The following is a 25,646-nucleotide window of genomic DNA, read 5'->3' on the forward strand; positions in this document are numbered from 1 at the left end:
GGTTATCAAGTTTTCTTTTCCCATCTGTACTTCTTCAAATCCCTGTGAAAAAATTTGCATCCCATGTTCTTCCGAAAGGAGAATTGGAGTCGTCCTTGTGTAATAGGGCGTGAATATGTGTTTGCCTGGACACATTAAATCCGGGTGAAGGAATTTTCTCAATGGCTAAGAAACTGTATGTCGGAAATCTCTCTTACAACACCACCGAAGATGGTCTTCGGAACCTGTTCTCTGAATTTGGAAGTGTTGCATCTTCTAAGATCGTTTTTGATCGTGAAACTGGCAATTCCAAAGGATTTGGATTTATTGAAATGGGCACTGACGAAGAGGCGAGTTCCGCCATCGCCGGTACCAATGGCCGCGAATTTGACGGCCGCCAACTCCGGGTCAACGAAGCCATGGACAAGCCCCGCAGGGATCGCGGCGGCAGCGGCGGCGGCGGATACGGCAACAACAATTGGTAAACAGGTTTATACTAACTTCTGAGTTTTCGACATCCTTAGCTTTCATATAGATCGGTTCTTCCGTACTAAAGCCCAAAAAAGACGTCATTGGAGAATTTTTTCCTAATGATGTCTTTTTTTCTGAATTTGCTACCCCAGTATGCCTCGGGACAGTAATTCCCCCATCAGGCTTGTCAGGATATTTATATCCATTTCCCCCGAAGCATCCTCCAGGGTCTCCTGTATTTCCTGCCAATCCTCCCTATCCAAGTGCATGGTTTCCCCGTCATATTCCCCCAGAAAAAAGGCCGCCATATCCCCAAGTTTCTGCAAAGCCAATGGCAGGGCAACACGGTCTATAGTTCGGTTACACAGATCTGCGGCTGCGGTTTTGCCAAGCGCCGGGCCGATAAGCTGGGAAAAATCCTGTTCCAGCCTGCTTCGGTCCCGGCTTTCCAGGACTGCGGATGGTCCGCGGAGAGAATCTTCCAGGGAAGCTAGTTTTGAAAAAAAGTGATCCACAGGCCGCATCAGATTCCCCCTAATATCTCCACTTAAAGCCGAAGGATACCATCGGTATGGGCAAATCGTAGACCGGTTTGTATTCGCTCGGTTCTTCTTCGCCGGTGTAGCCGTTGACCCGGGCTATCCAAATTGCATCGTACACCAGGGCCTGCAGGTTTTCGATACCAAGGTATATTTCGGTGTTTACCTTCCCCTTGGGATTAAACCGGAAGAAAGAAAATTTCACGTCCACCGGCCAGGAGAAACCGGTACGCTCGCTGTTTTCGTCATTCTTAGGGGTACCGCTGGCAAAACCAAACCGCGTCCCTATGTTAAAGGATCGCGAGGGTTTGAAGTTCAGCACAAGGTTGATGTTATGGTAACGGTGAAAGTAAGGATAGAACCAATCGTTACCCGTCTTGGGATACCTCTCGGGATTCACACCATTCGGTATAGGATCCGGGATGGTGTCCTGATTCCGGTACTGAGCCCAGGTAAAGGAATAGGACAGCCAACCGTCCCAGTAACGGGACTCCAGCTTTTGCAGAATAAAATCAAAACCGACCACCCTCCCTGAGCCGTTAAACCAGTAGTCGATTTTAGTTTTAACATCAGGATTATCGGAATCGCCTTCGTAGGTGGTGTCTACCGTATATGCCCGGTTAAAAATGTATTTATAGTAGGCTTCAATATTAAAGCTGAACTTTTCGGCAAAATCAATTTTAGTCCCAACGATAGATGTCCATGAACGATTTGGTTTCAAATCGAAATTATCAATGTTATTGCTTACATCTATAGAACTAATAGCGTCATTCATGGATGAAAAAAGTCCGGTTCCGACAGTAAGGGTGAGCGCATCAATACTGCCTCTGTTTTTAAGGATGCCAAAATCAAGATTGATCCGGGGGTTTAAAACCGGCATGGTCTGGATGGTAAAATCCTTGCCGATAAAATAGAAGTGATCTACCCGTAATCCCAGTTCAGCACCGAATTTCTGCCCGGGGCCCAGGTATTCCAGCAGCGAATAGACCGATGAAGAGATCCCCTGGTTTTTTACATCCCGGACTAGATCATACGGTACAGCATCAAAATCACTATTGTCCGGCGGGCGGACAACCCACTCATACCCCCGCTTGAAATCTTCTGCTTCAATCCACTGGGAATACAATTCCTGTGCCCCCGCAGCAAAGATAAATCCCTCCCGGAACCCCCAGTCAAAGTCGGCGCGTCCCTGATAGGTAATGGTTTTACTGGTCATTGTACCGTTAAGGTTCATAGACTTAAGATAATCCCAAAAAACGGGCCCCTCCTCATCTTCGTCCGGGCCCCCGGGCAGAACAGGAAGCGGCGGCATGTAATCGGGTTCACGGGGCAGTTCCAGGGTGACGTCCGCAATCATATCGGTTTCATACAGACCTGCGCCGGCGCTTGCCCGGAACACCATATCGCGATGGGGGCTCCAGGTAATGCCGGCGATCCCAAAGAGCCGGTAGTTCATCCAGTCGAAGATCAGATCCACCTTCCGTTTTTCATCATCCCGTTCATATTCATTGTGATAATTCGCTCCCACACCATCGCTGCCGAGAAATCCCGTGGCGGTCAATTCCAGATCCGTTGAAAACCGGTAATTCCCGGTAATGGAAAAATCCCGGATATAGGGCGCGGTAGTAACACTGTTGATCATTTCAAGTTCCGGAACCCCCTTAGAGATCTGCTGCGCCCCCCAGACAAGGGGATCCCAGTAGGTTACCTTCCCCATGACTGCCACACCGCCCTTTCCCGCAAGGGGGAATGACAGTCCCAGGTTTGTCTCACTGGTGGAGACTCCCAGGTCAAACTGGGTTTCCGTTGGGGAGGGTTTGCGGGAAACTATTTCCAGGAGGCCGGAGATGGTATGCCCATATCGGCTCGAAAAAACACCGTGGGAAAGCTTGGCGCTTTCCACCATTTGGGGAACAAAGATGGAGTACGCCCCCCCCCAGTGATAGGGATTGTCGATGTAGAACCCGTCCAGGGCTGCCATGAGGTCCCCGGGAGCCCCCCCTCTGATTGATGGCTGGGCGTCAAACATACCCGAATACCCCACCCCGGGCAGGAGTTTAATCGAAGTCATCACATCTTCTATAAACCCAATTTCCGCTGTACGGCTCAGGGTTTCCCCGGAAATAGCAATACTGCGCCCGCTCCTGGCTTCGCTTGCCTCGGGGCTCGCGGCTTCAATCACCAATTCGCGGTTTTCCATTATCCCGCCCAAACGCAGGGCGCCGGAAAACTCGTTCCCGCTCACCGGAATCAGCAGCCTGCCGTTTTCATAGCCCGGATAGGCGATGCGGATCACCACCTGCCGGTCATCGGGGACAGCCACCGCCGCCTTGCCATCCTCATCACAGACGTATTCCTCGCCATCCCAGGAGCGAATCACGGCGCCCTCCAGGGGGATTCCCAGGTCCGCATCACTGACGGTAACCACCACATCCCGGCCAAAAAGAGGCGCAGCGCAAAGACCGAGGAGTACCGCTAGGGCAAAAGGTTGGAAGGAGATTTTAGGCATATAGCATATACTATCACCAAATACCTTGAAGAAGGAAGAGGAACCACGAAGGGATCAGAGGAAGGAGGATAGAAGAGAAAAAACCGCAAAGGCAAAAAAGGCGCAGAAAGGAAAGGGGAAGGAGAGGACGAAGAGATTACTGAGCAAACTTCTCCAAACTCTCTTTTTCTTCCTTACTTCCCCTTATTCGCCTTCTGCGCCTTTGCGGTCAGAATTTTTTGCGGTCAAAATTCTTTATTTAATCGCTTTTTTCAATTCCTCGGCTTTGTTGGTTTTTTCCCAGGGAAATTCCGAGCGGCCAAAGTGGCCGTAGCTGGCGGTTTTCCGGTAGATGGGGCGGCGGAGATCCAGGGTCTTGATGATGCCCGAGGGGGTAAGATCGAAGACGGTTTTTACCGCTTCCTCAATTTTGGCTTCCGGGACCGTGGCGGTACCGAAGGTGTCCACCATGACCGAAACCGGGAAGGGCACGCCGATGGCATATGCAAGCTCCACTTCGCAGCGCTCGGCAAGCTTGGCAGCCACGATGTTCTTGGCCACATAGCGGGCTACGTAGGCTGCGGAACGGTCCACCTTGGTGGGGTCCTTGCCGGAGAAGGCGCCGCCCCCGTGACGGCCCATGCCGCCGTAGGTGTCCACGATGATCTTCCGGCCGGTCAGGCCCGTATCACCGAAGGGACCGCCCACCACAAAGCGGCCGGTGGGGTTGATATAGTACTTGGTATTTCCGTCCAGGAGCCCCGTGGGTTCCAGGATCGGCTTAATAATATCCCCAATTACCGCATCCTTGATATCCTTGTAGGAAATTCCATCGTCATGCTGATGGGAAACTACCACCGCGTCAATACGGATCGGCTTATGGCCCTCGTATTCCACGGTCACCTGGCTTTTCGCATCCGGCCGCAGCCATTTGATAGTTTTGTTTTTCCGCAGTTCCGTTGCGCGGAGCAGAATCTTGTGGGCCAGGGTGATGGGCAGGGGCATCAGTTCCTCGGTCTCGTTACAGGCAAAACCAAACATCATCCCCTGGTCGCCGGCTCCCTGCTGGCCCTTGTATTCCTCAAGACCAACGCCGGAAACTCCCTGGCTGATGTCCGGGGACTGGCTGTGGATCATGTCCAACACCGCCATGGAATGGCAATCCAGCCCATACGCGGGGTCGGTGTAGCCGATTTCCCCGGCGACTTTCCGGACCACGTCCTGGAAATCCACAAAGGCTTCGGTGGTTATCTCGCCGCCGACCAGCACCAGAGAAGTTGACGCGTAGGTTTCGCAGGCAACCCGGCTTTGGGGATCCTTCGCGAAACATGCGTCAAGGATTGCATCAGAAACTTGATCGCAGAGTTTATCGGGATGGCCTTCGCCAACCGATTCCGACGTGAAAAAGTAATGTCGATTTTCCATGTTATACTCCCTTTAAAAATTTCTTCATCGCTTGCCGGGCATCGGCATTATCCAGATTCCGCTTTTTCATAAATATTCTCCTCAGAATAATTGTAATATATTGAAAATTTAAAAAAAATACTAGTGAAAAAAAATGACCCCAATGTGGTATGATGCTATATAATGCGGCTTTTTACCTATTCAGCCCTTATCCTCCGGGTACGGTCTTCCGGGGAATCCAACCGGGAGGCATGGATACTCACCTCCGAGGAGGGGATACTCCGGGCTACGGTTTTCGGGGGTCCAAAGAGCAAGCTCCGGGCCCACGTGGAACCCTACCACCGGGGAACGCTTTGGATTTACCGGGATCCGGTGCGGGATTCCCGGAAAATTACCGATTTTGATGTCCAATCCTGGAAACCGGGCATACGGGAAAGCTACGAACGTTCCGCTGCCGCCGCCGCCATTGCGGAAACCGTTCTGGCGGGTTATGGGGGAGGCGGTTCTTGGGAAGAGGCTTTCAATTTGGCGGATGCATCCTTAGGAGCCCTGGAAACTGCGGATGAACCCTGCTGCACCCGAATTTTCATCCATTTTCTCTGGCACTGGGCGGAAATTTTGGGTATACGGCCCGATTTAGATGAAACCAACGCCAATGCTTGTGAAGGCCGGGAAAATGGGATATCCTGGGATACGGTCTTCTTGGGCCCGGGCGCCCGGCGCTGGCTTGCGGTGGTCAGGGATCTGGACCCAGCGCAGATGACCCGTTACACCCTGGACGGGGTTTCAGTCCGCCAGGCCAGGGCTTTTGTTACCAATATCCTGGGGGATGTTTTGGGAAAAAGGCTGGGAACCTGGGATTTTTAGTGAAGGAGTAAAGCAAAATGCGTGCAGTAGACATAATCATGAATAAGCGGGCCGGGAAGGAGCTTTCCCGGGAGGAGATTGGGTTTCTTATCGGCGGCTATGTGGCCGGAGAGATCCCCGACTATCAGGTATCCGCCTGGGCCATGGCGGTTTTTTTCCAGGGGATGAGCCCGGCGGAAACCGCTGTACTAACGGAGCTTATGCTTAAGTCCGGAAACACCATGGACCTTTCCGGTATAAGCGGCCCCTTTGTGGACAAACATTCCACCGGCGGCGTGGGGGACAAGACCAGCCTGATCCTGGCGCCCATAGTGGCGGCTCTGGGTATCAAGGACCCTATGATGTCCGGCCGGGCTCTGGGGCATACCGGGGGCACCCTGGACAAGCTGGATGCCATTCCGGGTTACCGTACCAGCCTGGATATTGCCGAATTCCGGCGTATCCTGGCCAAGGATGGTTTCGCCATGACCGGTCAGACCAAGGATATCGTTCCTGCGGACCGGCTCCTCTACGCCCTTCGGGATGTAACGGGCACCGTGGAGTCCGTCCCCCTGATCACCGCCAGCATACTCTCCAAAAAGGTGGCGGAAGGGGCGGACGCCCTGGTCTTTGACGTAAAATTCGGTTCCGGCGCTTTTATGAAGGATGCCGCGGATGGGGAGAAGCTTGCCCGGTCCCTGGTGGACACTGGAACCGCCATGGGGAAACGGATCATTGCCCTTCTTACGGATATGAACGAGCCCTTGGGGAATATGATGGGTAACTTCCTGGAAGTGGAGGAAAGCCTGGACTGTCTGGAAGGGAAAGGTGCGGCAGATCTAATGGAAGTAACCCTGGAACTGGCCGCCCGCATGGTGGTACTCGGCGGCAAGGCGAAGGATGCGGCGGAGGGACGTCGGCTCTGCGAAGATGCCCTGGCAAGCGGAAAACCCCGGGACTTGTTCCTGGCCAATATCGTCAGCCAGGGGGGGGATGTCAAAAAGTTCCTGGACCTGCGCGGTACGTACCGCTCTCCGGTTAGCGCGGAAATACGGGCGGAAAAATCCGGTTTCCTTTCCCGGATAGACGCCTGGAAAGTGGGCCATGCCGGGGTAGACCTGGGAGTCGGCAGGAACCGTACCGAGGATGCGGTAAGCCCCACCGCGGGGATACAGTTCCACCGGAAAGGCGGCCACAGTATTGCTGCGGGGGATCTGATCATGAGCGTCTGGGCCCGGGATGAAGCGGGACTCGCCGCCGCCCTGCCCCAGCTTCGGGATGCGGTGGAGTATGCCGAAACAGAAACGCCGGCACGGCGGCTCATACTTAAGGAAATTCAATCTTAAACAGGGGTTAACGATAATGATTTGGGATAAAAAAGACATACCCCCGGAACTGGTAACTGAAACGGCTGCCAAATACGGCTGCGATCTTCTCACCGCATCCATCCTGGTACGGCGGGGGCTTACCTGCGGCGAAGACATACGGTATTTTCTTGAGGACGATCCCCGGCATCTCCGGAACCCCTTTGAGCTGCCCGGCATGGATGCTGCGGTGGAGCGGGTCCTGGGGGCCAAGGAAGAGGGCGAGCGTATCCTGGTTTTCGGCGACCGGGATGTGGACGGTATCACCAGCACCGCCATGCTTACGGGTTTTCTGAGCGCCCAGGGTATGGATGTCCGCTGGCGGCTTCCCATGGGGGACGAACCCTACGGCCTTTCCATGAAGGCGGTGGAAGAATTTGCCGCCGACAGCGGGACCCTGATCATCACCGTGGACTGCGGCATCTCCAACCTCGCCGAAATTGACCGGGCGGCGGAACTTGGCGTCGACGTGATCATCACCGATCACCACAACCCCCAGGATGAACTTCCACGGGCCTACAGTATCGTTAATCCCAAACTGAAGAATTCGACCTATCCCTTCCGGGATCTGGCGGGCTGCGGGGTGGCTTATAAGCTGGTAAGCGCCCTGCGTTTTGCCCTGAAGAGCGAGCTCTACAACCAGCCTATCTGTCTGCTCAATACCCAGCCTTCCAACGATTCCTATATCATTGAAATCGTCAAAATTGGAAACCTTGCGGTGATGGACCGGCTCACGGAAACCGTGGTTCCCGGCATGGTGGGTATAGGCGAAACCCGGATCCCCGCCTTCCTGGAGGGCCAGCAGATCCTGGTCTGGGATGCGCCCCTGCAAAAGAAAACCCTGGTTAAGATATTCGGCGCGGGTTTTGAGATTTATATGCTGGATATAGCCCCGGAAATAGGGAAGCATATTCCCCAGGCTGCGGGAAAGAGTCTGCTCCGGCTCAAGGAGATATCCCGGATTGCAAAATATGCGGATAAATCCCCGGGGGAACTGGATATCTTTATCAATCTTTTCACCTCCTTTATCCAAAAAAAGGAAGGGCATTTTACCCCCGAGGACAGCGCGGACCTCCAGCTTGCCGCTCTGGGAACCGTGGCGGATCTCATGCCACTGCGGGACGAAAACCGCATCATCGTCCGGCGGGGTCTCTCCGCCCTTATGGAAAAGCCCCGGAGCGGACTTTCGGACCTGCTCTTCAAACTGGGCCTTTCGGGCCGGCGCTTCGGGACCACCGAGCTGTCCTGGCAGCTCTGCCCCGCCATCAACGCGGCGGGCCGCATGGGCTGCCCCGACAAGGCCGCAGCATTACTGTTGGCGGATGACCCTAAGGAACGGGAAACCCTGGCCGCCGAAATAATCGCCCTGAACGAGGACCGGAAAAAGCTGGGCAGCGATAACTGGACCGTGGTGGAGCCCTTAGCCCTGGAAAGCATGGAAGCCTACGGAGGGAAATTCGTTCTCGCCGCCGCCGAAGGTATTTACCGGGGAGTCACGGGGATCATGGCAAACCGTCTGGTGAACCGGTTCAAGGTACCCGCCCTGGTAGTTTCATTCGCAGAAGAAACCGCCACGGGTTCCCTCCGTTCAGCCCGGGGCTACGAACTTCGTCCCCTTCTGGAGGGCTGCGCCGATTTGTTCCTCGACTGGGGGGGCCACAACTTTGCTGCGGGGTTCAGTATGGTCCGATCCAACTGGGAGCCTTTCCTGGAGCGGCTTAAATACATCACCGAAAATATTGAGCTGGGGGAAGAGACCGACGAAGAAACGGTGGCGGTGGATGCGGAATTCACCGCCGCCAGAACCCCCCAGTTTCTTACCACCGACCTTTTTGCGCTGGTGGACCGCTTTGAACCCTATGGTGAGGAGAACGGCCCCCTTAGCTTCCTGGCCCGGGGTCTTAAGGTTACGGATATCAGCCTCATGGGAAAACCGGAAGCTAAGCATGTCAAACTCACCCTGGATACGGGGAAGGTAAAATGGCCCGCGGTATACTGGCAGGCGGTGGATAAGATCAAACGGGACTTCGACAAAAACGATACGGTGGATCTGGTGTTTACCCTGAACCGGAATTGGTTCAACGGAACCGAAACGCCCCAGCTTATTGTTACGGATTTAAAGCGGGCGGTTTCCGGCTAATATTGGCTGAATAAATATTTTAGCCCTCGGTTGGATTTTCCTTTCCCCGGCCCTACGGGGCAAGCCGCCTGGCGGCGGCATAATCCGTATCCGCACGGGTCTGGGCGCCCTTGGCCTTGTAGGCGTTCCCCCGGCCAGTATACGCCTCCGCCTCATTGGGGTTCAGCCTGATAGCCTCGGTATAGTCCGCTATGGCACGATCATATTCACTCCGGTTGTAATATGCCCTGCCGCGGTATACATACGCAAATGAATAATTAGGATTGAGTCTGATACCATCGGTAAAATCCTTAATGGCTTGGTCATAGTCCCGTTTGTTGTTATACACAACACCACGGATAATATACGCTGATCCTAAAGTGGGATCGATCCGGATAGCCTCGGTACAGTCTGCAATGGCGCGTTCATAGTCGCGTTTGTCGTTATACGCATTACCGCGGACAATATACGCCTCCGCATAATTGGGATTGATCCTGATAGCCTCGGTATACTCCCTTATGGCGGTATCAAAGTCCCTCCGGGTACGGGCGGCGTTGCCCCTGTCGTAGCTGGCTTTAGCGTCCCCCGTTGCGGGCGCCACCGGCTGGGGCGTTGAGGCAGGCGCAGGCGGCGAATTCCGGGGGTTCAGGGAATAGTAGTCCAGGTTGATGATGCGCCCCTCGTGGTAGGGGGATTGGTGGTTATCGGTCAGGGCCAGGGTTTCCCGGGTAATGCTACGGACCACGATACTTAGGTCATCGCTGCTGTTTATATGTTTCAGGAAGGCCCGGGCAAAGGGGCTGTTCCGCTGGCCGCTTTCGCCATCGGCGGCTATGTCCCCGGCGCTGGTGGAAAAGATCATGAACAGGTCCGAGGGCAGTTCCCTCACCGTGGCCAGGCCCCGGGAAAGGCCCCGGCTGGAACCGCTCATGTTGCGGAAGGGGTTGTTCCGGCAGGCGTCCAGGACCACCACGTTCACCTTGTTCCGGGCGTTCTGGTCCAGGGTCCGGATCAGCCGGTTTACGGAGAAGGAGCCGTACTCAATGTCCACATTATCCTTGGCGTTTATGTCCACCGGCAGGAGGTAGTTTTCCCCATCTATCTGCACCCCGTGGCCGGCGTACCAGAAAAAGCCCTCATTGGAGGGGTTTGTCCCCAGACGCCCTATGTAGTCCGTAATAGCCCGGCCCATGTCGGCGTTCCCCAGGTTCAGCTTCAGTTCAGTCCGATAGCCCAGGGCGGTAAGGGCCGCGGCTATGTCGGTGGCGTCATTCGGCGGGTTGCTCAGCCTGTCCAAATACTGGTAATTGCCGTTCCCTATCACCAGTGCAAAGCGTTGGTTCGACTGGGCGCCTGCCAGAATAGCGGCAAGAAAGAGCAGGATAGCCAGGACCGCCTGTTTTTGTATAACCCGGTACATAACACCTCCCAAACCAATGATATCCTATACTACCAGAAACGCCGCGGACCTGCAAAGGCTTTGACGGATTCCTGCAAAAAAAGTACACTGTCTTTTATGAAAAAGCCGATTGTCTTAGCCCTGCTGCTGGCCCCGGCGCTTCTGTTCGCCCAGACCTTTCCTACCGGGGCCATCCTTGATGCGGCCCGGTACAATAGCCTGCCCCAAAAGGCCGTGCAGGTTTCCCGTGCCTATACCGCCATCCCCGGGGTTGTTTCCCTGAAATCCTACGCCCCCCTTCCGGGGCACCAGGGGAAGTACGGCACCTGCGTCGGATGGTCTAGCGCCTACGCCGCCAGGACCATACTCGAATCCCTGGCCCTCAGCCGTACCGACCGCCGCCGTACCACGGATGAGGTCTTCTCCCCGGTATTTCTGTACAAGAGCGCCTCCGGCGACCCCAGCGGAGAGCGGGGGATGGTTATCTCCTATGCTCTGGACTTTATGCAAAAACAGGGGGTTGTAAAGCAGCTAGACCGGGAACAGTCCCTGGACTTCATGGAGCTGTCCCTGGCGATGTATTCAGGCAGCCGGCGCCATCCTATAGCCGGGTATACGGCCCTGTACCGCTCCTATGCGGGAACAAGCGGTGATACTGTTGCGGACCGGGTTAAAATGGTCAGGAAAAGCCTTGCGGAGCGTAAGCCGGTTATCATCGGTATGAACTGTCCCCCTTCGTTTTTCAAGGCAAAAGAGGCGTGGCAGCCCGCCGAAAGTCCCGATCAGAGCTATGGCGGTCATGCCATGTGTGTGGTGGGCTATGACGACACCCTGTACGGCGGGGCCTTTGAGGTACAGAACAGTTGGGGCGAAACCTGGGGAAACGGCGGATACATCTGGATTCCCTACGAGGTCTTTGGCCGTTTTGCCTATGAAGCCTACGAAATCATCGAGAACCTGTCATCCTACCAAACAGCGGAGTATGCCGGCGCCGTGACGATTGAGCTGCGGGGCAACGCCCAGGGGATGCCGGTGCGTTTCCGGGATGGCTGCTATCGAACGGTCTCATCCTATCCATCGGGAACCCAGTTCCGCTATCTTCTGGGAAATACCAAGCCCGCATACGTGTACGCCTTTGCCGCCGATGAGGCTACCGTCAACACCACCCAGATTTTCCCGCCCGAAGGGAGCAATATCTCGCCGGTGTTGGACTACGGGGAAAACCTTGTCGCCTTCCCCGAGGAATTCTCCTGGATTCAGATGGACAACACCGCAGGGTCGGATTATCTGGTGGTACTCTACGCCAAACAGGAACTTGACCTTGCCGCCATACGGCGCCGGTTTGCCGGGACAAAGGGTAATTTCCCCGACCGGGTTGCCCAGGCAGTCGGCCCGGATTTCATCCCGCCCCAACAGGCGAACTACGAAATAGCCGCCATGAAGTTCAGCGCGTCCTCCACTAACCTCAAGGCGGTATTCGGCTTGCTTTTGGCAATAGATCACCGGCCATAGGCATCCCAGCCTGTCCCAGAGACCTGGAACCACTTGCCATTCGTCCACGAGCCAGTGAAGCCCAGCGGAGGGTGGCTATTGCGGCGGATTTGAAGCGGCCAAGCTGCTGAGCATGACCTTACGGAGGATGGCGTTCATCCGGGTCTGGTAACCCCTGCCGTCCCTTTTAAGCCATGCCACCACATCTGCGTCCAGGGTGCAGTTTACCTTTGCCTTGACCGGCTTATATAGATGCCTGTCCTTCCATTCCGACCAGGGGTGGAAAGTAGAAAGATCCGTTATTTCAGGGATATCTGAAAAATCAATATCCTGATCTTTAATACTATCTACCCGTGCCCAGTCCTTCTCTGTAGGTTCAGGAAGGGTTTCCGGGGTATACCGTACCATTGCCATAATAATCCTCCTTTTCCCGTTTATTGGCCCTTCTGGCCGATATGATTCTGATTGTATCCGAGGGTACCTGATCCGGTTCGGTGAAAACCACATACAGGATACGGCCCCGGGCATTACCAACAACAATGTACCGGTCCTCATTGATGCTATGGGAAGGATCGTACCGATTCCATAAACACCTATCCTCAAAAACAAGAGCCGCTTCCTGAAAGCTTATCCCATGTTTTCTGATATTCTTCCGGTTTTTCCATGTATCCCAGGTGAAAGTCATAAACTTCCCCCGGAATATTTGCTACATAATTTAATGTAGATCGATTTATCTACATTGTCAATAGGAAAATCATTCTTTTTCATTACTACCTTCCTTAGTGGGGTCTTATTACCTACAAGATGTAATAGCGCTGAATTTTGCTTTAGTGATTCCCTATTTATCTTTCTCATGATTAAATACAGATAATGAAAGCCATGACCGGGCTTAAACACAAACTGTCCATCCTCATTTTTTTGCTTCTCCTTGCCGACTGTTCCACGGCTAAAAAAGAAGCCGCCCGGGAAGCGGTTTCTACAGCGGAGCAGACGGGAGAAATGTCCGTGGAGATAGGGCCTGCGGAGACAGAGCTTGTGGAAACGCCGGTCGAGGCGCCCCCGGAAGCCGCTCCGGCCATGCCTATCGTCCTTATTCCCGAAGAGCTCCGGCCCGGGGAACCGCTTACCGTGGCCTTTATGGCGGGCGGAGATGGGGCGGCCCGGAACTTCCGGGTGGCGCTGCTTAACAGCCGGGAAGAACGGCTCGCCAAGGCGGCGGCTTTCAGCCTGGAGGAAGACGGGGCCGGAGTGCTGGCAGCAACAATAGCGGTTCCCTCCACTGCGCTGCCGGGAGAAGCCCTTATACGGGTAGAAAAGGACGGGGTAACCCTGGGGGAAATCTCCTTTCATATCGCAGACCGGGAATTTGCCGCCGAAGAAATTGAGCTGAACCAGCAGAATACTAATATACGTACCGTACCGGACCCCCAAAAAACTACGGAATCCGAGCAGCTCTGGGGCATCATTAATTCTACGGGGACGGAGATCTTTACGGCCGGCGCCTTTGTCCCGCCGGTCAATTCTACCCGCAGGACCAGTTCCTATGGGGACCGCCGGGTTTACCGCTATGTAACCGGGAAAACCGACACCGCTATCCATGCCGGAGTTGACTATGGAGTTCCCACGGGCACTCCGGTCTCCGCCTGCGCCGAAGGCCGTGTGGTTCTGGCCCGGTTCCGGATTTCCACGGGCAATTCGGTCATACTCGAACACCTGCCGGGGGTTTATTCCATCTATTACCACATGGATAGTATTCAGGTCACCGAAGGAGCTATGGTCAGTTCCGGGGACCTTTTGGGGGAATCGGGGTCCACCGGCCTTGCTACCGGCCCTCATCTCCACTGGGAAATCCGGGTTTCCGGAGAAAATACCGACCCCGACGCCTTCACTGCCCGGCCTGTCCTTGACAAAGCGGCAATTTTAAGTAAACTAGGGGAACTAGGAAATCTGTAACAGGTTTATTTTTACCGGTAGGAATGGAGGTGATTTATTTGGCTCATATCATCGTAGATGATAACGAGATGCTGGAAAAAGCTATTAAACGATTCAAACGTATGGTGGAAAAAGAAGGCATCATTCGGGAGTATAAAAAGCGGGAATATTATGAAAAACCTTCTACAATCCTTAACCGGAAGAAAAAGGCTATTCAACGGAAGCTGCTTAAAAAATCCCGGAAGGGTAAGTCAGAATATTAATGTGCCCGTACATTTAGAAAGGAGGAGTTGGGGTGAAAAAAACCGGTCACGGTAAAACCCTCAATTCCTTTTTTTTATCACCGTTTCTCCTTTCTCTTTTATTTTCCTGTGCTTCCCTCTCTCTTCAGTCCGCGCCGGAGGAATTGACGCCCCGGTGGGAAACCTTTGCCCCGGGAATTGATTACTTCGCAGGACGTACCGGAAAACCCCGGCTGGAACTATGGGCGCTTCGGGTGGATCTGTGCAATCCGGATCTGGAATTCGTAGTGAATGGGGATGGTCCGGAACCGATCCCCAGTACCACCGTCACCAAATTTGTTAAGGACTACGATTGTATCGCAGGGATCAATACCACCCCCTTTGACCCGGCTTCGGCGGTGATCGGGGAAGACCGGGTCATTTCGGGGATTACCATAAGCGGGGGCATCATAGTCTCGGCGCCCCAGCCCCGCTTTGACGCACTGGTCTTCTATAACGATGGTTCCGCCGCCATCCTAAGCCAAGCGGACCTGGATGCCGAAGCTTTGGAAACCATCCACAATGCCGTAGGGGGGTTTTTCATAATATTACAGGATGGCGCTATTCCGGAACGATTCCAAGCGACTCGACATGGCCAACCGGTACGACACCCCCGAAGCGCCGCGGGCCTTTCCGCAGATGGCAAAACGCTCTACCTGCTCGCCATTGACGGAAGGCGTTCGGAAAGCGTAGGCGCAACAGAAAAAGAAACCGGCATAATCCTGAAACGACTCGGCGCCGATGACGGCCTAAACTTTGACGGCGGAGGCTCCACAGCCCTGGTACTGCGTTATCCCGATGGAAGGATCGGTCCGGTAAACACCCCCACTCATGGAAGGATCTCCGGAAAAGAACGCTCCGTCGCCACTTGCTTAGGAATACGGATTTTGAATGAACCTTGAAATTACTGTAAAAAAAAAGCCCTCAAAAGAGGGCCGGAAGGGCTATTTTTTGGGCAGCAATTGGGAAAGGTAGGCAGTCAGAGTACCGGAATAATCTTCCTTGATTTTCCGTTCCGCCGCAGCAAGGGCCCGATTGTCCGCTTCCGATTGAGTGGTGTGTCCTTCCCGGTTATTGATATTATAAGGAAATAGAATTGCGCCGGTAGAGGTATCCACAAAGTTTCCATCCACTACATATCGGGAAAATTTGATCGTCTGGTTTGGCAGCTGAACTTCGGAAAGGGAGAACTTGGCTTGCAGTTGATACCGGGTATTATTACCCCCGGTTTTGAAACCCGCAGCGGAAAGCACCGATGAAAAGGCGTCACGGATACGGTTTCCCCGGTCGTTCTCCACGATAACCGATACCGGAATCGACTTCATAATATTAGCAGTTTCCGTACGGTATTCTTCAGGACGTTTTATACCCGCCGGGACAGGGGAACCTATCACCGAAAGGACATTTGCAAAAACCTGGTTTACCTCCGCAAGGGTAATGGCAAACTGATACCGGGCAAGGCTGTCCAGGCTGTTCCGGTCATCAGCAGGAATATCAAGCAGATTGCTGAGAATCTGCTGGTTGTCCTGAATCATTTGGGTATATACCCGGGCAGTCTTAGGAATTTCCATAACCGCCACGGCATAATAGTAGTTGGTTTTAGTATCGTTCCAGACTTCCCGAATTTCCGCGCCAATCAGCTCCATTGATGTAGATGTCTTTATGGCATTTTCCACCGAGGTATTTTCAGTCCAGACTGCGGTGGAACCGCTCCGGACCATTTCCTGATAGGAGTTGGTTATTGTCTCATCCGCCTGAAGGGAGTTCCGAAAAACCGAAGACAGGGCCGTCAAGGCATTTTTTTCCGCCAAATTCCGGTTGTTACCGGTGCCAACACCGGTAACAAAGCTGTCCCGGCTAAAGACAGAGTCCGTGGCAGTGAGCCATGCGGGTTGGCCGTCGGTGGAGCTTCTACTCACTGCTGTTACCGCATCCACTCCCCGGTTATCCCCAGACTGCTGCTGGGAAGAAGGTGAGGACGAGGGTGAAGGAGGGGGAACACTGGCGCAGCTGCACAAAAATACCAAAAGACAAAAACTAAGTACAAAGAGGTGTATTTTAGACCTTATCATTACCAAACCCTTCCTTTATGCTTTTAGGGCGTTGAAACCCGGGCTACAGCCAGGGTCCATACGGCCTTATTTGATTTATCAATCCATGTATCCAGAACATAAAAATTATTCAGAACTCCCCGGGCCGTTATGGTATTCTCATTGGTAGTACGGTAATCAAAGGTTCCGTTTCCCTGGTAGTTTACATCGCCTCCGGTAATCTGACTGGAAATTTCTTTAATTACGGAAAATATTGCCGCCTCAAAGGATGCATTTACCGTATCCCGGTGAACTGCCCGGCGGCTGGCAAACCCCACCCCTACGGTATATCCGGAAATTTCCTTGGGAGGGTTATCAATCCATGACGGCTTTGAACCGTTTGTACCGTTAAAAAGTTCATAGTTTATCGGAATAGAGCCCGACCCATTATACCGGGCCCGGACAAAAATCGAATTTTCATATTGAATAACATCAGTATCGGGATCAAAATCCAGGCTCTCTACATACCCCTGATAATCTTCATTAAAAGCCAGAGAAGTTTTGGTGTCCGCCGTAAAATCAAAAAAACCGGAACCCGTTTTATGATGCGCTACGAACTCCCCTTCCACGGAACTAAAGATTGACACTTTCCGGGCGATGTCCTGGAGGGCCAGTTTGATCGAATCATCCCGGTTACTGCGTACCCCCGCGGATCCTATAAAAACCAACCCATCCCGGGCAGGGAGAGAATGCCAAAAGCGGGATTCCGCAGTTTCGCTGTTTTGAACAGCTCCCTTTTTGGCGGGGTTAACAGCAGGGGAAGAAGATTTAGAAGGCAGGCTTGCGCATGATAACACTACTAACGAAAAAAAAATTGCTACCATACCAAAAAAATATTTCAAAATAGTGTTGCCTTTTAACGAACCCCACGCAGAAGCGCGGGGTTCGTTACGAATAAAATTTTAATTCAATGCTGCTTAGTTATCTACCTTTAACGGTTTTTCACTCTTAGCTAACTGTGCGTCAAGCATCTTCAGGGCATCCTCGGCTTTGAATTCAGCAAAGCGGGCGCCTTCGCTGTCAATCACATTGGTGAGAGCCGATTTAGCATCGGACAACTTATATTCAACCAGAATCCACCAGGAGCCATCCGGAGCCTTCCAACGCTTGGTGGGCCGGGCGCCGTTAAGCTGGAGGGAGGTTATCTGACGGCTGACATCTTCCTGAAGGGCAAGGGCGGTCTGATTGCCAACGGTTCCTGCGTCCCGTAAATAGTCGGTAAGCATAGCTTCAACCTTGGTACTAAGCTGCCGGGCGAGGGCGGTCCGGCCACGGGCTTCCGCAGTGGACATGGACAGCGCGTCGGAGGACTGTTTGGCGATTCCTACTCCCCAAAGCAGATCTTCCGGGGGGAAGTCATTGAGCCATTCCGGGGAATTGGGATCCTGATACGGCGCAGCTGGGGCAGGGGGAGCGCCCGCACAGCCAACCAGGGCTGCAAGGGCTACGACTAAAAACAAAAAATAGCACTTTTTCATACAAAACTCCTTACAAAATTTTTTTGTTCTATCAAATTTAGAACTATATGAATCTCTAAAAACCAAAACCCTTATTAATACTTCTCGGACGCGGCAACCACCACCTGGGCTGTTTGTGTTGCCAATGCCCGCAGGCGTAAACGCCGCAGGTCTCCCGATCCGGTTACGGCCCCGGTAATGATGATATCCGCGCCGGCCAGTTTACCAACCGAAACCGCCTGATCATCATTAACTTCGCCGGAAATCTGGAATTGCTGTTCCTTACGAATACGGTCCAACTGGCTGCGGTCAATCAGGGTAAAATTCTGTTCGACCATAATAAACTCCAGTTCCTCGGCTATATATTCTCCAACCTCCGCATCCCTCGCAGTAACATACACGATTGCTATCCGGGTTCGCGGGGTGAGTTTTTCCATGATCTTGTTGGCAGCCCGTGACAGGGAGCCTTCAACCCCATTATCATCCACCGGGGCAGCTGGAGCCGGAGCCGGAATATTGGTATTACGGACGGCGGCAACGGCAGCGGCGGCGCCTGAATCACGGGAAGGATCGGCCCCGATCAACGCAATAGCAAAGTCGTTAATCGCGTTCGCAAAAATACGGATAGTAAGGGTTCCGCCCGATGCGGTAAAGGATAATTCCTCTGTTTTCATCGTGTACAGTTCCGCATACATCTTATGCGGGCCATTGGGAACCGTTACGGTGCCGGATGCGCCATTGGCCAAGTTCAATTTGCTTCTTCCGTCAATATAGACACGTTCCCTGAAGCCTGAATTTATTCTGCTATCAACACGTTCTATTTTTAACTCGGTATCCCCAAACACGAAACCGGCGCCCAACATAAACGTGACCGCAAATAACATCGTAAATTTTCGCTTCATAAAATACCCCATAAATGGGCAGAGACAAGCGTTACCGCATCTGTCAATGCCCTCTTCATATTAGAATTAGAACTTCGCACTGATACCAAATGTAAGAAATCTGGTGAACGGGACTTCTACCGTGAAGGTAGTACCATCATACGCTGTAAACTCCTTTTCGGCATTATACTGATCAAAACCAGCCTCGAGAAAGAATCCGAAATTTGAAGAAATGTAGTAGGCTGCGCCAAGGTCTATACCAAATCCGACGCCGTTATAACCAGACTCAGTCGTGCCATATGCTTCAGCGGAACCCAAAACATAGCCAATCTTGCCGACCGCATAGAGGTCGAGGCTCGGGAAAAGGTCAAAATGATAGGCGGCGCGGACGAGGAGCGGAATTGCGGTACCTTCAACTTTGGTGGTAACACCGCCTGTAGTATCCTCTACACTTGCAGCATCAACACCAAACTCAACGCCGAGGGACAGCGGAACGCCAATGGGGAGCAGATAATCGACATAGACGTTGCCACCTACACCGGTTTCACCGGAGAAACTGGTACTCCCATATTTCGCCTCCATACTCGACAGTGCGAATCCGGCGCTGATAGTAACCTGGGCGGAAACGCTGGCGGTTACCCCGATAAGCAACAGAAAAACCGCTACTTTTAAAAATCTACTTTTTGCCATTTTAAAACTCCATTTTAAAACAGTATATTATAATACGGCATACACCGTATTGTATAAAAACTGCACCCTTCCCATGATCATGGGCAGTACAGATTTTATCTGTATATTAGAACTTAGTACTGATACCAAACGTAAGGAATCTGGAGAATGGGAGACCTACTGTAATGGCACCATAATCCTCTACATCGTCTCTTTCGAGATTGTACTGATCAAAACCAGCTTCGATAAAGAATCCAAAACGGGAATTAAGATAGAAGGCTGCGCCGACGTCAAAGCCATATCCAATACCGCTAAAGGCGCCCTGCTCAACTGAATCTATATCAACAGTACCAACGCAATAGCCAAGTTTACCGACCAAATAGAGATCGAGTCTCGGCATAAGATCAAAATGATAGGCAGCGCGAAGGAGGATCGGAACTACAACGCCCGAAAGTTCAACTGAATAGGTCTCATAGTATCCACCATAGCCATAGCCATAGCCATATGAAACGTATTCTTCGAAGTCGCCCGTTGCCGATGCCGCATCAAAACCAATTTCGAAACCGAGGGATAGCGGAATGCCAACGGGGAGCAGATAATCGAAATAAATATTGACCCCTACACCGGTTTCACCATCGAAAGTTTTCCCGCCGAAGTCCGTAGTCATATCCGATAGTGCGAACCCGGCGCTGAAAGTAACCTGGGCGGAAACACCCACCGTCAACCCAACGAAAAGCGACAGAAAAAACGCCGTTTTCAAAAATCCTTTCTTTGCCATTTTTAAACTCCCTTTTAAAATAGTATAATCGCATTATATAAGAAGAGACACTAACCGGGATTCAATGCTACACACCAAAACCACAAAATTTTATGCCTATGGAGTAATAATACCGAATATTCAAATATTGTCAAGGCGGTAACTATCTTTTTGTAATAACTATCTTTTTTAAGTACAAAACTACCTACGATTTAGCGGAAACCTTACAAAAAAAGAAAGATACTACCTACGAACCACCCTTCCTAGGTTCCCAAGTACTGCCGTACCGCTTTCCCCATGACCGTGTAGATCCGGCGCCGCTTTTCATCATCGTATTCCAAGAGGGTGAAACGGAAACCCGGGAGGTCGCTGGCGAACCCGGAGAGGGGGACCACGCAGATACCGGTGGAAGCTAAAAGCCAGTACACAAAACTTTTGTCCGGCGCTACACCGGCGGTTTGTTCCCGGATATATTCCCCCAGGGAGGGGTCGGAAACCGGGAGGGTACGGGGGGTGGGCTCCTCCAGGATACCGGGGTCAAAGACCGCAGTGGCATAGAGGGCGCCCCGGGGCTTTTTTAAGCTTACCCCTTTGATGCCCTGGAAGGCTTGGTAGGCTTCTTCGGCACGCTGTTCAAACATGGCGGCCCGGCGGATCAGATGGTTCGGGTAGCGGCTGTCCCCCATGATGGCGGGGATACAAAGCTGGGGCAGGCTGGTGGAACAGACCTCAAGACGCTTGGCGTCCAGCAAACTTCTTACATAGGCGTCAAAACGTTTATCCGACTGACGGTTGTACACCTCAATCCAACCGCAGCGGGCCCCTGGCCAGGGGACTTCCTTGGACAGCGAACGCAGGGCCAGGCCGGGAACGTCGTCGATGAGCTGGGAAAGGGCGGCGGTTTTAGCGCCCCCATAAACGATATTGGCGTAGGTTTCGTCGCAGACGATAAAGAGACCATAGGTCCGGGCAATACGGACAAATTCCTGCAAAATTTCCACGGGATACACCGCTCCGGTGGGATTATCGGGGTTGATTAACAGGAGCCCCGCCACGGAATCGTTGTACTTAACCTTTAGCTCTACGTCCTCCATGTCGGGCATCCAATCCCGGTTGGGGTCCAGCCTGTAGGTCAGGTGTTCATACCCCGAATGGGCAGCCTCGGCGGAGGATAGGGTGGAATAGGCCGGGGAAGGCCCCAGGACCCGGGCTTCCCGGCGGAGGAAGCCAAAAACCTTGCCCACCGCATCCCCCAGACCGTTAAAAAAGAGAATATCATCAGCCTCGATTTTTACCGGTTCGGGGTAGCCGTCCCCTCCTGAAAGCTTTGGCCGCCGGCTTGCCTGGGCAGACAAAAATTCCCGGGCTTCCCGGGCGCCCTCGGTTTCCGAATAGGCGTAGGAAAGATCATCACCGGCTTTTTCCCGAACTATGTCCTTGATCCACTGGACAATGGGCTCGCCCTTCTTCACCGGGTCTCCGATGTTCTCCCACTGGACAGGGATATTCCACCGGCTTAAGCTCCGGGCAAAGGCGACAATTTCACGGATTTCATATTTCAGCTTTCCGGCGCCGGGGTGAACGATATCTCTTCTCATCTTTTTACTATGTCCAAAATCAATAATGCTGTCAATGCAGAAACTTCCGGAACAATACTATTAAACTTTTTTAAAAATCAAAGAAGTGTTGATTCCCCCAAAGGCAAAATTATTGGACATAATATATCCGGTATTGATTTCCCGGCCATCGCCCATAATGTAATCCAGGGGGGCGCATTGGGGGTCCGGGTTCTGCAGGTTGATGTTAGGACAGAACCAGCCATGGTTCATCATGTTAATCGAAACCCAGGCCTCAATGGCGCCGCAGGCCCCCAGGGTATGGCCGGTATAATTTTTCAGGGTACTCACGGGGATTGGCCGTTTAAACACATCATGGGTGGCCCAAGTTTCGGCTATATCCCCGGCTTTGGTAGCTGTACCGTGGGTGTTCACATAACCGATACTATCGCTTTTTATACCGGCGTCAGCCAAAGCCAGGGACAGGGAGGCGCCCATGGTGACCCGGTTGGGCTGGGTGATATGGGTTCCATCGCTGTTGGAACCAAAACCGACAAGTTCCGCATAGATGGCGGCGCCCCGGTTTTTGGCGTGTTCGTACTCCTCCAGGATGAGGGTCCCGGCGCCTTCCCCTACAACCAGACCGTCCCGGTTTTTATCGTAGGCCGCAGGGGTACATTCCGGGGTATCGTTTTTGGTACTCGCCGCAAAGAGGGTATCAAAAACCGCAGCATCCGCCGCGGTAAGTTCCTCCGCTCCGCCGGCGATCATAATATCCTGCTTGCCCTGCTGAATCAGCTCATAGGCCTGGCCTATGGCCATGGAGCCTGAGGTACAGGCAGTATTGGTGGTGATCAGCCTGCCGGTTAAGCCGTAGTATACCTCGATATTAGCGGCGCAGGTCTGGGGCATGGCCCGGACATAGGTGGTGGCTCCCATCTTAAGGGTGGTATTCAACATGAGCATACTATAAAAATCCAACAGAGAATCTATGCTGCCCATGGAAGAACCATAGGCCACCCCGCAGCGCCCATCAGGAAGATTGGCCGTCTGCGCCACCGCTTCACCCTTTTCCGCAAGACCCGCCAATTTTAAAGCCTGATCCGTGGCGACCAGAGCGAGGAGACAGACCCGGCCCATGCCCCGGAGTTTCTTCCGCGGAAGATCCGGCGCCGCAAAATCCACGGGCGCTGCGAGACGGGTATTCATGGGTTGATATTTTTCCCACTCATCCATTACACGGACAAAGTTTTTTCCGGCCCGCAAGCTTTCCAGTACTTCCTTCCATCCTGATCCAAGGACGCTCACTATCCCGCCGCCGGTAACCACAACCCGTTTCGGCATTATATCAAGCCCCCGTTTACCGAGATAACTTGCCGGGTAATATAGGAAGCTGCATCGGAAAGGAGGAACACCGCCAGGGCCGCCACCTCTCCGGGTTGTCCAACACGGCCCATGGGAATGGTGGGGAGGATCCTATCCAGAGGCGCATCCCGTATCATCTCGGTATCGATAATTCCCGGGGCTATACAGTTTACGGTGATAGACCGGCTGGCCAGTTCTACTGCGAGGGCTTTGGTGGCCCCGATGATCCCCGCCTTGGAGGCGCTGTAGTTTACCTGTCCCCGGTTTCCCATGATGCCCGAAACCGAAGCGATGGTGATGATCCGGCCCTGCTTTTTCCGGCAGAGGGGCATTACCAGGGGATGAAGCACATTGTAAAACCCATCCAGGTTGGTATGGATCACCGAATCCCAGTTTTCATCCGAGAGGGCCGGGAAGGCGTTATCCGCATGGATTCCGGCGTTACAAACTATGCCCCAAAGGGCGCCCCCGGATTCGGTAAGGGACTCCAGCTTTTCCCGGCAATCCTCCCGGTTTGCAATATCAAAGCCAAGGATCTCCGCATCTCCGCCCCGGGAAAGGATCTCCTCCCGCAGGGACCGGGCTTCATCCTCCCCCCGGTTGTAATGGGCTATCACCCTATACCCCGCTTCCGCAGCGGCCAGGGCAATAGCCCGTCCTATACCCCTGCTTGCGCCGGTAACCAGAACCTGTTTCTCACTCACCATCTCCCTCCGATTTTGCCAAAATCAGGCTGACATTACAGCCCCCGAAGGCAAAGGAATTACTCATACAGACACCTAAATTCGAAACCCTGTCGCCCGGGGCAGCCAGATGCAGGGGGGGCAGCGCCGGATCGTATTCCCCATCCCAGACATGAACCGGTAAAGGCGCCGGGTCCAGGGGTGAAGCCAAGGTCATCCAGCACAGGGCCAATTCCAGGGCCCCCGCAGCGCCCAGGGTATGCCCGGTAAGGGGCTTGGTGGAACTTGCCGGGGGACTAGCCCCGGGAAACACCGAAGCAAGCGCCCGGGCTTCCATTTGATCATTCTGAATAGTACCGGTTCCGTGGAGGTTGAGGTACCCCAGTTCCCCCTTTTCTATCCCCGCATCAGAGATGGCAGCTTCCATTGCCCGGATCGCCCCCTGGCCGTCCGGACGGGGAGCGGTCATATGATAGGCGTCGGCGCTTTCTCCGGCCCCCAGGAGTTCAATGTCTCCCTCCAAAGCTTCCCGGGAGAGCACAAAAAACCCGGCCCCTTCCCCCAGGGTAATACCCTTCCGGTTTCTGCTGAAGGGGTTACAGAGGCTGCCGGAAACCGCCTCCAGGGAATTGAAACCCAGGAGTACGGTTTCCGAGGCGATATCAACCCCGCCGGCTATAACGGCGTCACAGACATTCAGGCGGATAAGCTCCGCCCCCCGGATGATGGCCGTGGCGGAGGAAGCGCAGGCGGTGGCAAAGGCCAGGGAAGGCCCGGAAAGGCCGAATTTCCGGGAGACATATTCCGAAGGTCCCGCGGCTCCCTGAAAGCGCAGATCATACCCTTCTGGGAAACCTCCGTTGGCAAAAAACGACCGGTGGGCTTTGAGTGACCATTCTGTACCATTGTCACAGGACCCTACACAGACCCCGATGCGCCCGGGACCATAGGCGGCCAGGGCCTGCTCCACATGGGGGCGGATCTGTTCCAGGGCTGCATCGGCGAGCCGGAAAATACGGGGGGCCGGGAATGCCGTATCCGGTTCCAGCCCGAGACAGGCGGCTACTGCGGCGGCGGAACTCAGGCGGTCTTCGGGAACCCTGCCCACGAGAAAACGCTGTTCCAATGCGGGAGGCGCCGCATCAATGGTCACCACACCGATGCCGGAGCTATCCCCCCGAAGCGCCGCGTCAAACAGGGTCTGCCGGTCCGCACCGGCGCAGCAAAGAACCCCCGGCGGGGATAGGTAGATGCGACAGCGGTTCTGAACCGGGATCAACTAAAGTCCCCCCGCAGGGTATAGGTATAGCCCCGCAATAAATTGGTATACCGCACTTCGCCCGGTTTCTTTTCAATTTCGATGATCAGTTTCTTTTGATCAAAAATTCGACGGACCTCCACGGAACCATCCATGCTATCCCGTATCTCAACCACCAGACTGAGCCCCCGCAAAGCCGAAACCAGGGCGTCGATGCGGTAAAAGCAAAACTGAAAATCCGCAACAACGTATTCCGCCTTCAAGGAAGGGGGGAACATGGAGGACGAAAAGGAAACGGCGTCTCCGGTAAAGGACAGATCCCCCATGCTGACACCGAAACTGTTGATCAGGGCTATGGATATCCCCCCCCGGTCCGCCTGAACCCAGGCGTCCAGCAGCATCTCCTTCCCGCCGTAGACGCCGGAAATTTGCTGGGCCATATCCAGGGGCGCTTCAATATGATCCGGGGAAAGCAGGGTATAGGTTACCCTATTGGTTACATACACCGGAGAAAAATTCTGATTAGGCTTTTGTGTTGTCGCACAGGAAACCAGCCAGAAGAAAATGGCCAGAAAAAAAGCGCCCCGGTATTTTTTTTGAATTTTTAACCTCAATAT

General features: G+C 53.6%; 25 protein-coding genes. 8 read left to right on the forward strand and 17 right to left on the reverse strand.

Going from position 1 to position 25,646, the window contains the following annotated elements; all coding sequences use genetic code 11:
- Positions 1-161: 161 nt before the first annotated feature.
- Positions 162-464: an RNA-binding regulator gene (locus LQZ19_RS13790; protein WP_411048258.1), complete on the forward strand. Its 303-nt coding sequence runs from the start codon at positions 162-164 to the stop codon at positions 462-464.
- Positions 465-593: 129 nt separating this feature from the next.
- Here LQZ19_RS13790 and LQZ19_RS13795 read toward each other — a convergent pair whose 3' ends face one another.
- The 3 genes from LQZ19_RS13795 to metK all read right to left on the reverse strand — a co-directional run bounded on the left by LQZ19_RS13795 (position 594) and on the right by metK (position 4,902).
- Positions 594-974: a hypothetical protein gene (locus LQZ19_RS13795; protein ID WP_411048259.1), complete on the reverse strand. Its 381-nt coding sequence runs from the start codon at positions 972-974 to the stop codon at positions 594-596.
- Positions 975-984: 10 nt separating this feature from the next.
- Complete coding sequence (locus LQZ19_RS13800; RefSeq protein WP_411048260.1) at positions 985-3,498, reverse strand: TonB-dependent receptor plug domain-containing protein; 2,514 nt, start codon at positions 3,496-3,498, stop codon at positions 985-987.
- A 234-nt stretch (positions 3,499-3,732) separates the two neighbouring features.
- Complete coding sequence (gene metK, locus LQZ19_RS13805) at positions 3,733-4,902, reverse strand: methionine adenosyltransferase (RefSeq protein ID WP_411048261.1); 1,170 nt, start codon at positions 4,900-4,902, stop codon at positions 3,733-3,735.
- A gap of 162 nt (positions 4,903-5,064) precedes the next feature.
- Between metK and recO the strand changes: the two genes are divergently transcribed.
- From recO to recJ, 3 genes are read left to right on the forward strand one after another with little or no spacing between them, the layout of a single operon-like run.
- On the forward strand, positions 5,065-5,748 hold the full coding sequence (recO, locus tag LQZ19_RS13810; RefSeq protein WP_411048262.1) for a DNA repair protein RecO: 684 nt from the start codon (positions 5,065-5,067) through the stop codon (positions 5,746-5,748).
- A gap of 17 nt (positions 5,749-5,765) precedes the next feature.
- Entirely contained in the window at positions 5,766-7,073 is a 1,308-nt protein-coding gene (locus LQZ19_RS13815) for a thymidine phosphorylase (protein WP_411048263.1), read from the forward strand.
- A 16-nt stretch (positions 7,074-7,089) separates the two neighbouring features.
- On the forward strand, positions 7,090-9,231 hold the full coding sequence (gene recJ / locus LQZ19_RS13820) for a single-stranded-DNA-specific exonuclease RecJ (RefSeq protein ID WP_411048264.1): 2,142 nt from the start codon (positions 7,090-7,092) through the stop codon (positions 9,229-9,231).
- A 52-nt stretch (positions 9,232-9,283) separates the two neighbouring features.
- Here the strand turns inward: recJ and LQZ19_RS13825 are convergent, their stop codons facing one another.
- On the reverse strand, positions 9,284-10,630 hold the full coding sequence (locus tag LQZ19_RS13825; RefSeq protein ID WP_411048266.1) for a caspase family protein: 1,347 nt from the start codon (positions 10,628-10,630) through the stop codon (positions 9,284-9,286).
- A gap of 96 nt (positions 10,631-10,726) precedes the next feature.
- On the opposite strand from LQZ19_RS13825, the gene LQZ19_RS13830 reads away from it, so the two are divergent.
- Positions 10,727-12,121 carry a C1 family peptidase gene (locus LQZ19_RS13830; RefSeq protein ID WP_411048267.1) on the forward strand — a complete coding sequence of 465 codons (1,395 nt, stop codon included), beginning with the start codon at positions 10,727-10,729 and terminating at the stop codon, positions 12,119-12,121.
- Positions 12,122-12,196: 75 nt separating this feature from the next.
- Here LQZ19_RS13830 and LQZ19_RS13835 read toward each other — a convergent pair whose 3' ends face one another.
- Together LQZ19_RS13835 and LQZ19_RS13840 are read right to left on the reverse strand one after the other, a co-directional pair.
- Positions 12,197-12,514: a BrnA antitoxin family protein gene (locus tag LQZ19_RS13835; protein ID WP_411048268.1), complete on the reverse strand. Its 318-nt coding sequence runs from the start codon at positions 12,512-12,514 to the stop codon at positions 12,197-12,199.
- Entirely contained in the window at positions 12,477-12,785 is a 309-nt protein-coding gene (locus tag LQZ19_RS13840) for a BrnT family toxin (protein WP_411048269.1), read from the reverse strand. The genes LQZ19_RS13835 and LQZ19_RS13840 overlap by 38 nt, the downstream gene beginning before the upstream one ends.
- A gap of 194 nt (positions 12,786-12,979) precedes the next feature.
- Between LQZ19_RS13840 and LQZ19_RS13845 the strand changes: the two genes are divergently transcribed.
- From LQZ19_RS13845 to LQZ19_RS13855, 3 genes are read left to right on the forward strand one after another with little or no spacing between them, the layout of a single operon-like run.
- Complete coding sequence (locus LQZ19_RS13845; RefSeq protein WP_411048270.1) at positions 12,980-14,053, forward strand: M23 family metallopeptidase; 1,074 nt, start codon at positions 12,980-12,982, stop codon at positions 14,051-14,053.
- A 38-nt stretch (positions 14,054-14,091) separates the two neighbouring features.
- Positions 14,092-14,295, forward strand: a complete 204-nt coding sequence (gene rpsU / locus LQZ19_RS13850; RefSeq protein ID WP_010253082.1) for a 30S ribosomal protein S21 — start codon at positions 14,092-14,094, stop codon at positions 14,293-14,295.
- A gap of 32 nt (positions 14,296-14,327) precedes the next feature.
- Positions 14,328-15,215, forward strand: a complete 888-nt coding sequence (locus tag LQZ19_RS13855) for a phosphodiester glycosidase family protein (RefSeq protein WP_411048271.1) — start codon at positions 14,328-14,330, stop codon at positions 15,213-15,215.
- 42 nt (positions 15,216-15,257) lie between these two features.
- On the opposite strand, the gene LQZ19_RS13860 is transcribed toward LQZ19_RS13855, so the two are convergent.
- From LQZ19_RS13860 to LQZ19_RS13910, 11 genes are all read right to left on the reverse strand, one after another.
- Complete coding sequence (locus LQZ19_RS13860; RefSeq protein WP_411048272.1) at positions 15,258-16,385, reverse strand: LPP20 family lipoprotein; 1,128 nt, start codon at positions 16,383-16,385, stop codon at positions 15,258-15,260.
- A gap of 23 nt (positions 16,386-16,408) precedes the next feature.
- On the reverse strand, positions 16,409-17,227 hold the full coding sequence (locus LQZ19_RS13865; RefSeq protein WP_411048273.1) for a hypothetical protein: 819 nt from the start codon (positions 17,225-17,227) through the stop codon (positions 16,409-16,411).
- Between the two features lie 93 nt (positions 17,228-17,320).
- Positions 17,321-17,881: an LPP20 family lipoprotein gene (locus LQZ19_RS13870; protein ID WP_411048274.1), complete on the reverse strand. Its 561-nt coding sequence runs from the start codon at positions 17,879-17,881 to the stop codon at positions 17,321-17,323.
- A gap of 74 nt (positions 17,882-17,955) precedes the next feature.
- Positions 17,956-18,762, reverse strand: a complete 807-nt coding sequence (locus LQZ19_RS13875) for a CsgG/HfaB family protein (RefSeq protein ID WP_411048275.1) — start codon at positions 18,760-18,762, stop codon at positions 17,956-17,958.
- Between the two features lie 66 nt (positions 18,763-18,828).
- Positions 18,829-19,431: an outer membrane beta-barrel protein gene (locus LQZ19_RS13880; RefSeq protein ID WP_411048276.1), complete on the reverse strand. Its 603-nt coding sequence runs from the start codon at positions 19,429-19,431 to the stop codon at positions 18,829-18,831.
- 106 nt (positions 19,432-19,537) lie between these two features.
- The gene (locus LQZ19_RS13885; RefSeq protein WP_411048277.1) at positions 19,538-20,188 is read right to left on the reverse strand and encodes a hypothetical protein; all 651 of its coding nucleotides are present in this window, start codon (positions 20,186-20,188) and stop codon (positions 19,538-19,540) included.
- A 242-nt stretch (positions 20,189-20,430) separates the two neighbouring features.
- Positions 20,431-21,765 (reverse strand): pyridoxal phosphate-dependent aminotransferase, encoded by a 1,335-nt coding sequence (locus LQZ19_RS13890; RefSeq protein ID WP_411048278.1) that lies wholly within the window; start codon positions 21,763-21,765, stop codon positions 20,431-20,433.
- A gap of 60 nt (positions 21,766-21,825) precedes the next feature.
- Entirely contained in the window at positions 21,826-23,067 is a 1,242-nt protein-coding gene (locus tag LQZ19_RS13895; RefSeq protein ID WP_411048279.1) for a beta-ketoacyl-ACP synthase, read from the reverse strand.
- On the reverse strand, positions 23,067-23,795 hold the full coding sequence (fabG, locus tag LQZ19_RS13900) for a 3-oxoacyl-ACP reductase FabG (protein ID WP_411048280.1): 729 nt from the start codon (positions 23,793-23,795) through the stop codon (positions 23,067-23,069). The genes LQZ19_RS13895 and fabG overlap by 1 nt, the downstream gene beginning before the upstream one ends.
- A complete protein-coding gene (locus LQZ19_RS13905) occupies positions 23,785-25,050 on the reverse strand; it encodes a beta-ketoacyl synthase N-terminal-like domain-containing protein (RefSeq protein ID WP_411048281.1) in 1,266 nt (421 codons plus the stop codon). Before LQZ19_RS13905 ends, fabG begins: the two co-directional genes overlap by 11 nt.
- The gene (locus tag LQZ19_RS13910) at positions 25,047-25,643 is read right to left on the reverse strand and encodes a DUF3261 domain-containing protein (protein WP_411048282.1); all 597 of its coding nucleotides are present in this window, start codon (positions 25,641-25,643) and stop codon (positions 25,047-25,049) included. Before LQZ19_RS13910 ends, LQZ19_RS13905 begins: the two co-directional genes overlap by 4 nt.
- Between the last annotated feature and the right edge of the window lie 3 nt (positions 25,644-25,646).

Source organism: Treponema primitia (assembly GCF_046533075.1).
GTDB lineage: Bacteria > Spirochaetota > Spirochaetia > Treponematales > Breznakiellaceae > Termitinema > Termitinema primitia_B.

Excerpts from the sequence above, each read along its gene's own strand:
- LQZ19_RS13890 (WP_411048278.1), bottom strand. The coding sequence starts at position 21,765 with ATGAGAAGAGATATCGTTCACCCCGGCGCCGGAAAGCTGAAATATGAA.
- LQZ19_RS13840 (WP_411048269.1), bottom strand. The coding sequence starts at position 12,785 with ATGACTTTCACCTGGGATACATGGAAAAACCGGAAGAATATCAGAAAA.
- LQZ19_RS13800 (WP_411048260.1), bottom strand. The coding sequence starts at position 3,498 with ATGCCTAAAATCTCCTTCCAACCTTTTGCCCTAGCGGTACTCCTCGGT.
- LQZ19_RS13845 (WP_411048270.1), top strand. The coding sequence starts at position 12,980 with ATGACCGGGCTTAAACACAAACTGTCCATCCTCATTTTTTTGCTTCTC.
- LQZ19_RS13880 (WP_411048276.1), bottom strand. The coding sequence starts at position 19,431 with ATGGCAAAAAGTAGATTTTTAAAAGTAGCGGTTTTTCTGTTGCTTATC.
- fabG (WP_411048280.1), bottom strand. The coding sequence starts at position 23,795 with ATGGTGAGTGAGAAACAGGTTCTGGTTACCGGCGCAAGCAGGGGTATA.
- LQZ19_RS13895 (WP_411048279.1), bottom strand. The coding sequence starts at position 23,067 with ATGCCGAAACGGGTTGTGGTTACCGGCGGCGGGATAGTGAGCGTCCTT.
- metK (WP_411048261.1), bottom strand. The coding sequence starts at position 4,902 with ATGGAAAATCGACATTACTTTTTCACGTCGGAATCGGTTGGCGAAGGC.
- LQZ19_RS13815 (WP_411048263.1), top strand. The coding sequence starts at position 5,766 with ATGCGTGCAGTAGACATAATCATGAATAAGCGGGCCGGGAAGGAGCTT.
- LQZ19_RS13825 (WP_411048266.1), bottom strand. The coding sequence starts at position 10,630 with ATGTACCGGGTTATACAAAAACAGGCGGTCCTGGCTATCCTGCTCTTT.
- LQZ19_RS13870 (WP_411048274.1), bottom strand. The coding sequence starts at position 17,881 with ATGAAAAAGTGCTATTTTTTGTTTTTAGTCGTAGCCCTTGCAGCCCTG.
- LQZ19_RS13795 (WP_411048259.1), bottom strand. The coding sequence starts at position 974 with ATGCGGCCTGTGGATCACTTTTTTTCAAAACTAGCTTCCCTGGAAGAT.
- LQZ19_RS13830 (WP_411048267.1), top strand. The coding sequence starts at position 10,727 with ATGAAAAAGCCGATTGTCTTAGCCCTGCTGCTGGCCCCGGCGCTTCTG.
- LQZ19_RS13865 (WP_411048273.1), bottom strand. The coding sequence starts at position 17,227 with ATGGTAGCAATTTTTTTTTCGTTAGTAGTGTTATCATGCGCAAGCCTG.
- recJ (WP_411048264.1), top strand. The coding sequence starts at position 7,090 with ATGATTTGGGATAAAAAAGACATACCCCCGGAACTGGTAACTGAAACG.
- LQZ19_RS13875 (WP_411048275.1), bottom strand. The coding sequence starts at position 18,762 with ATGAAGCGAAAATTTACGATGTTATTTGCGGTCACGTTTATGTTGGGC.
- LQZ19_RS13835 (WP_411048268.1), bottom strand. The coding sequence starts at position 12,514 with ATGGCAATGGTACGGTATACCCCGGAAACCCTTCCTGAACCTACAGAG.
- LQZ19_RS13885 (WP_411048277.1), bottom strand. The coding sequence starts at position 20,188 with ATGGCAAAGAAAGGATTTTTGAAAACGGCGTTTTTTCTGTCGCTTTTC.
- LQZ19_RS13790 (WP_411048258.1), top strand. The coding sequence starts at position 162 with ATGGCTAAGAAACTGTATGTCGGAAATCTCTCTTACAACACCACCGAA.
- LQZ19_RS13860 (WP_411048272.1), bottom strand. The coding sequence starts at position 16,385 with ATGATAAGGTCTAAAATACACCTCTTTGTACTTAGTTTTTGTCTTTTG.
- recO (WP_411048262.1), top strand. The coding sequence starts at position 5,065 with ATGCGGCTTTTTACCTATTCAGCCCTTATCCTCCGGGTACGGTCTTCC.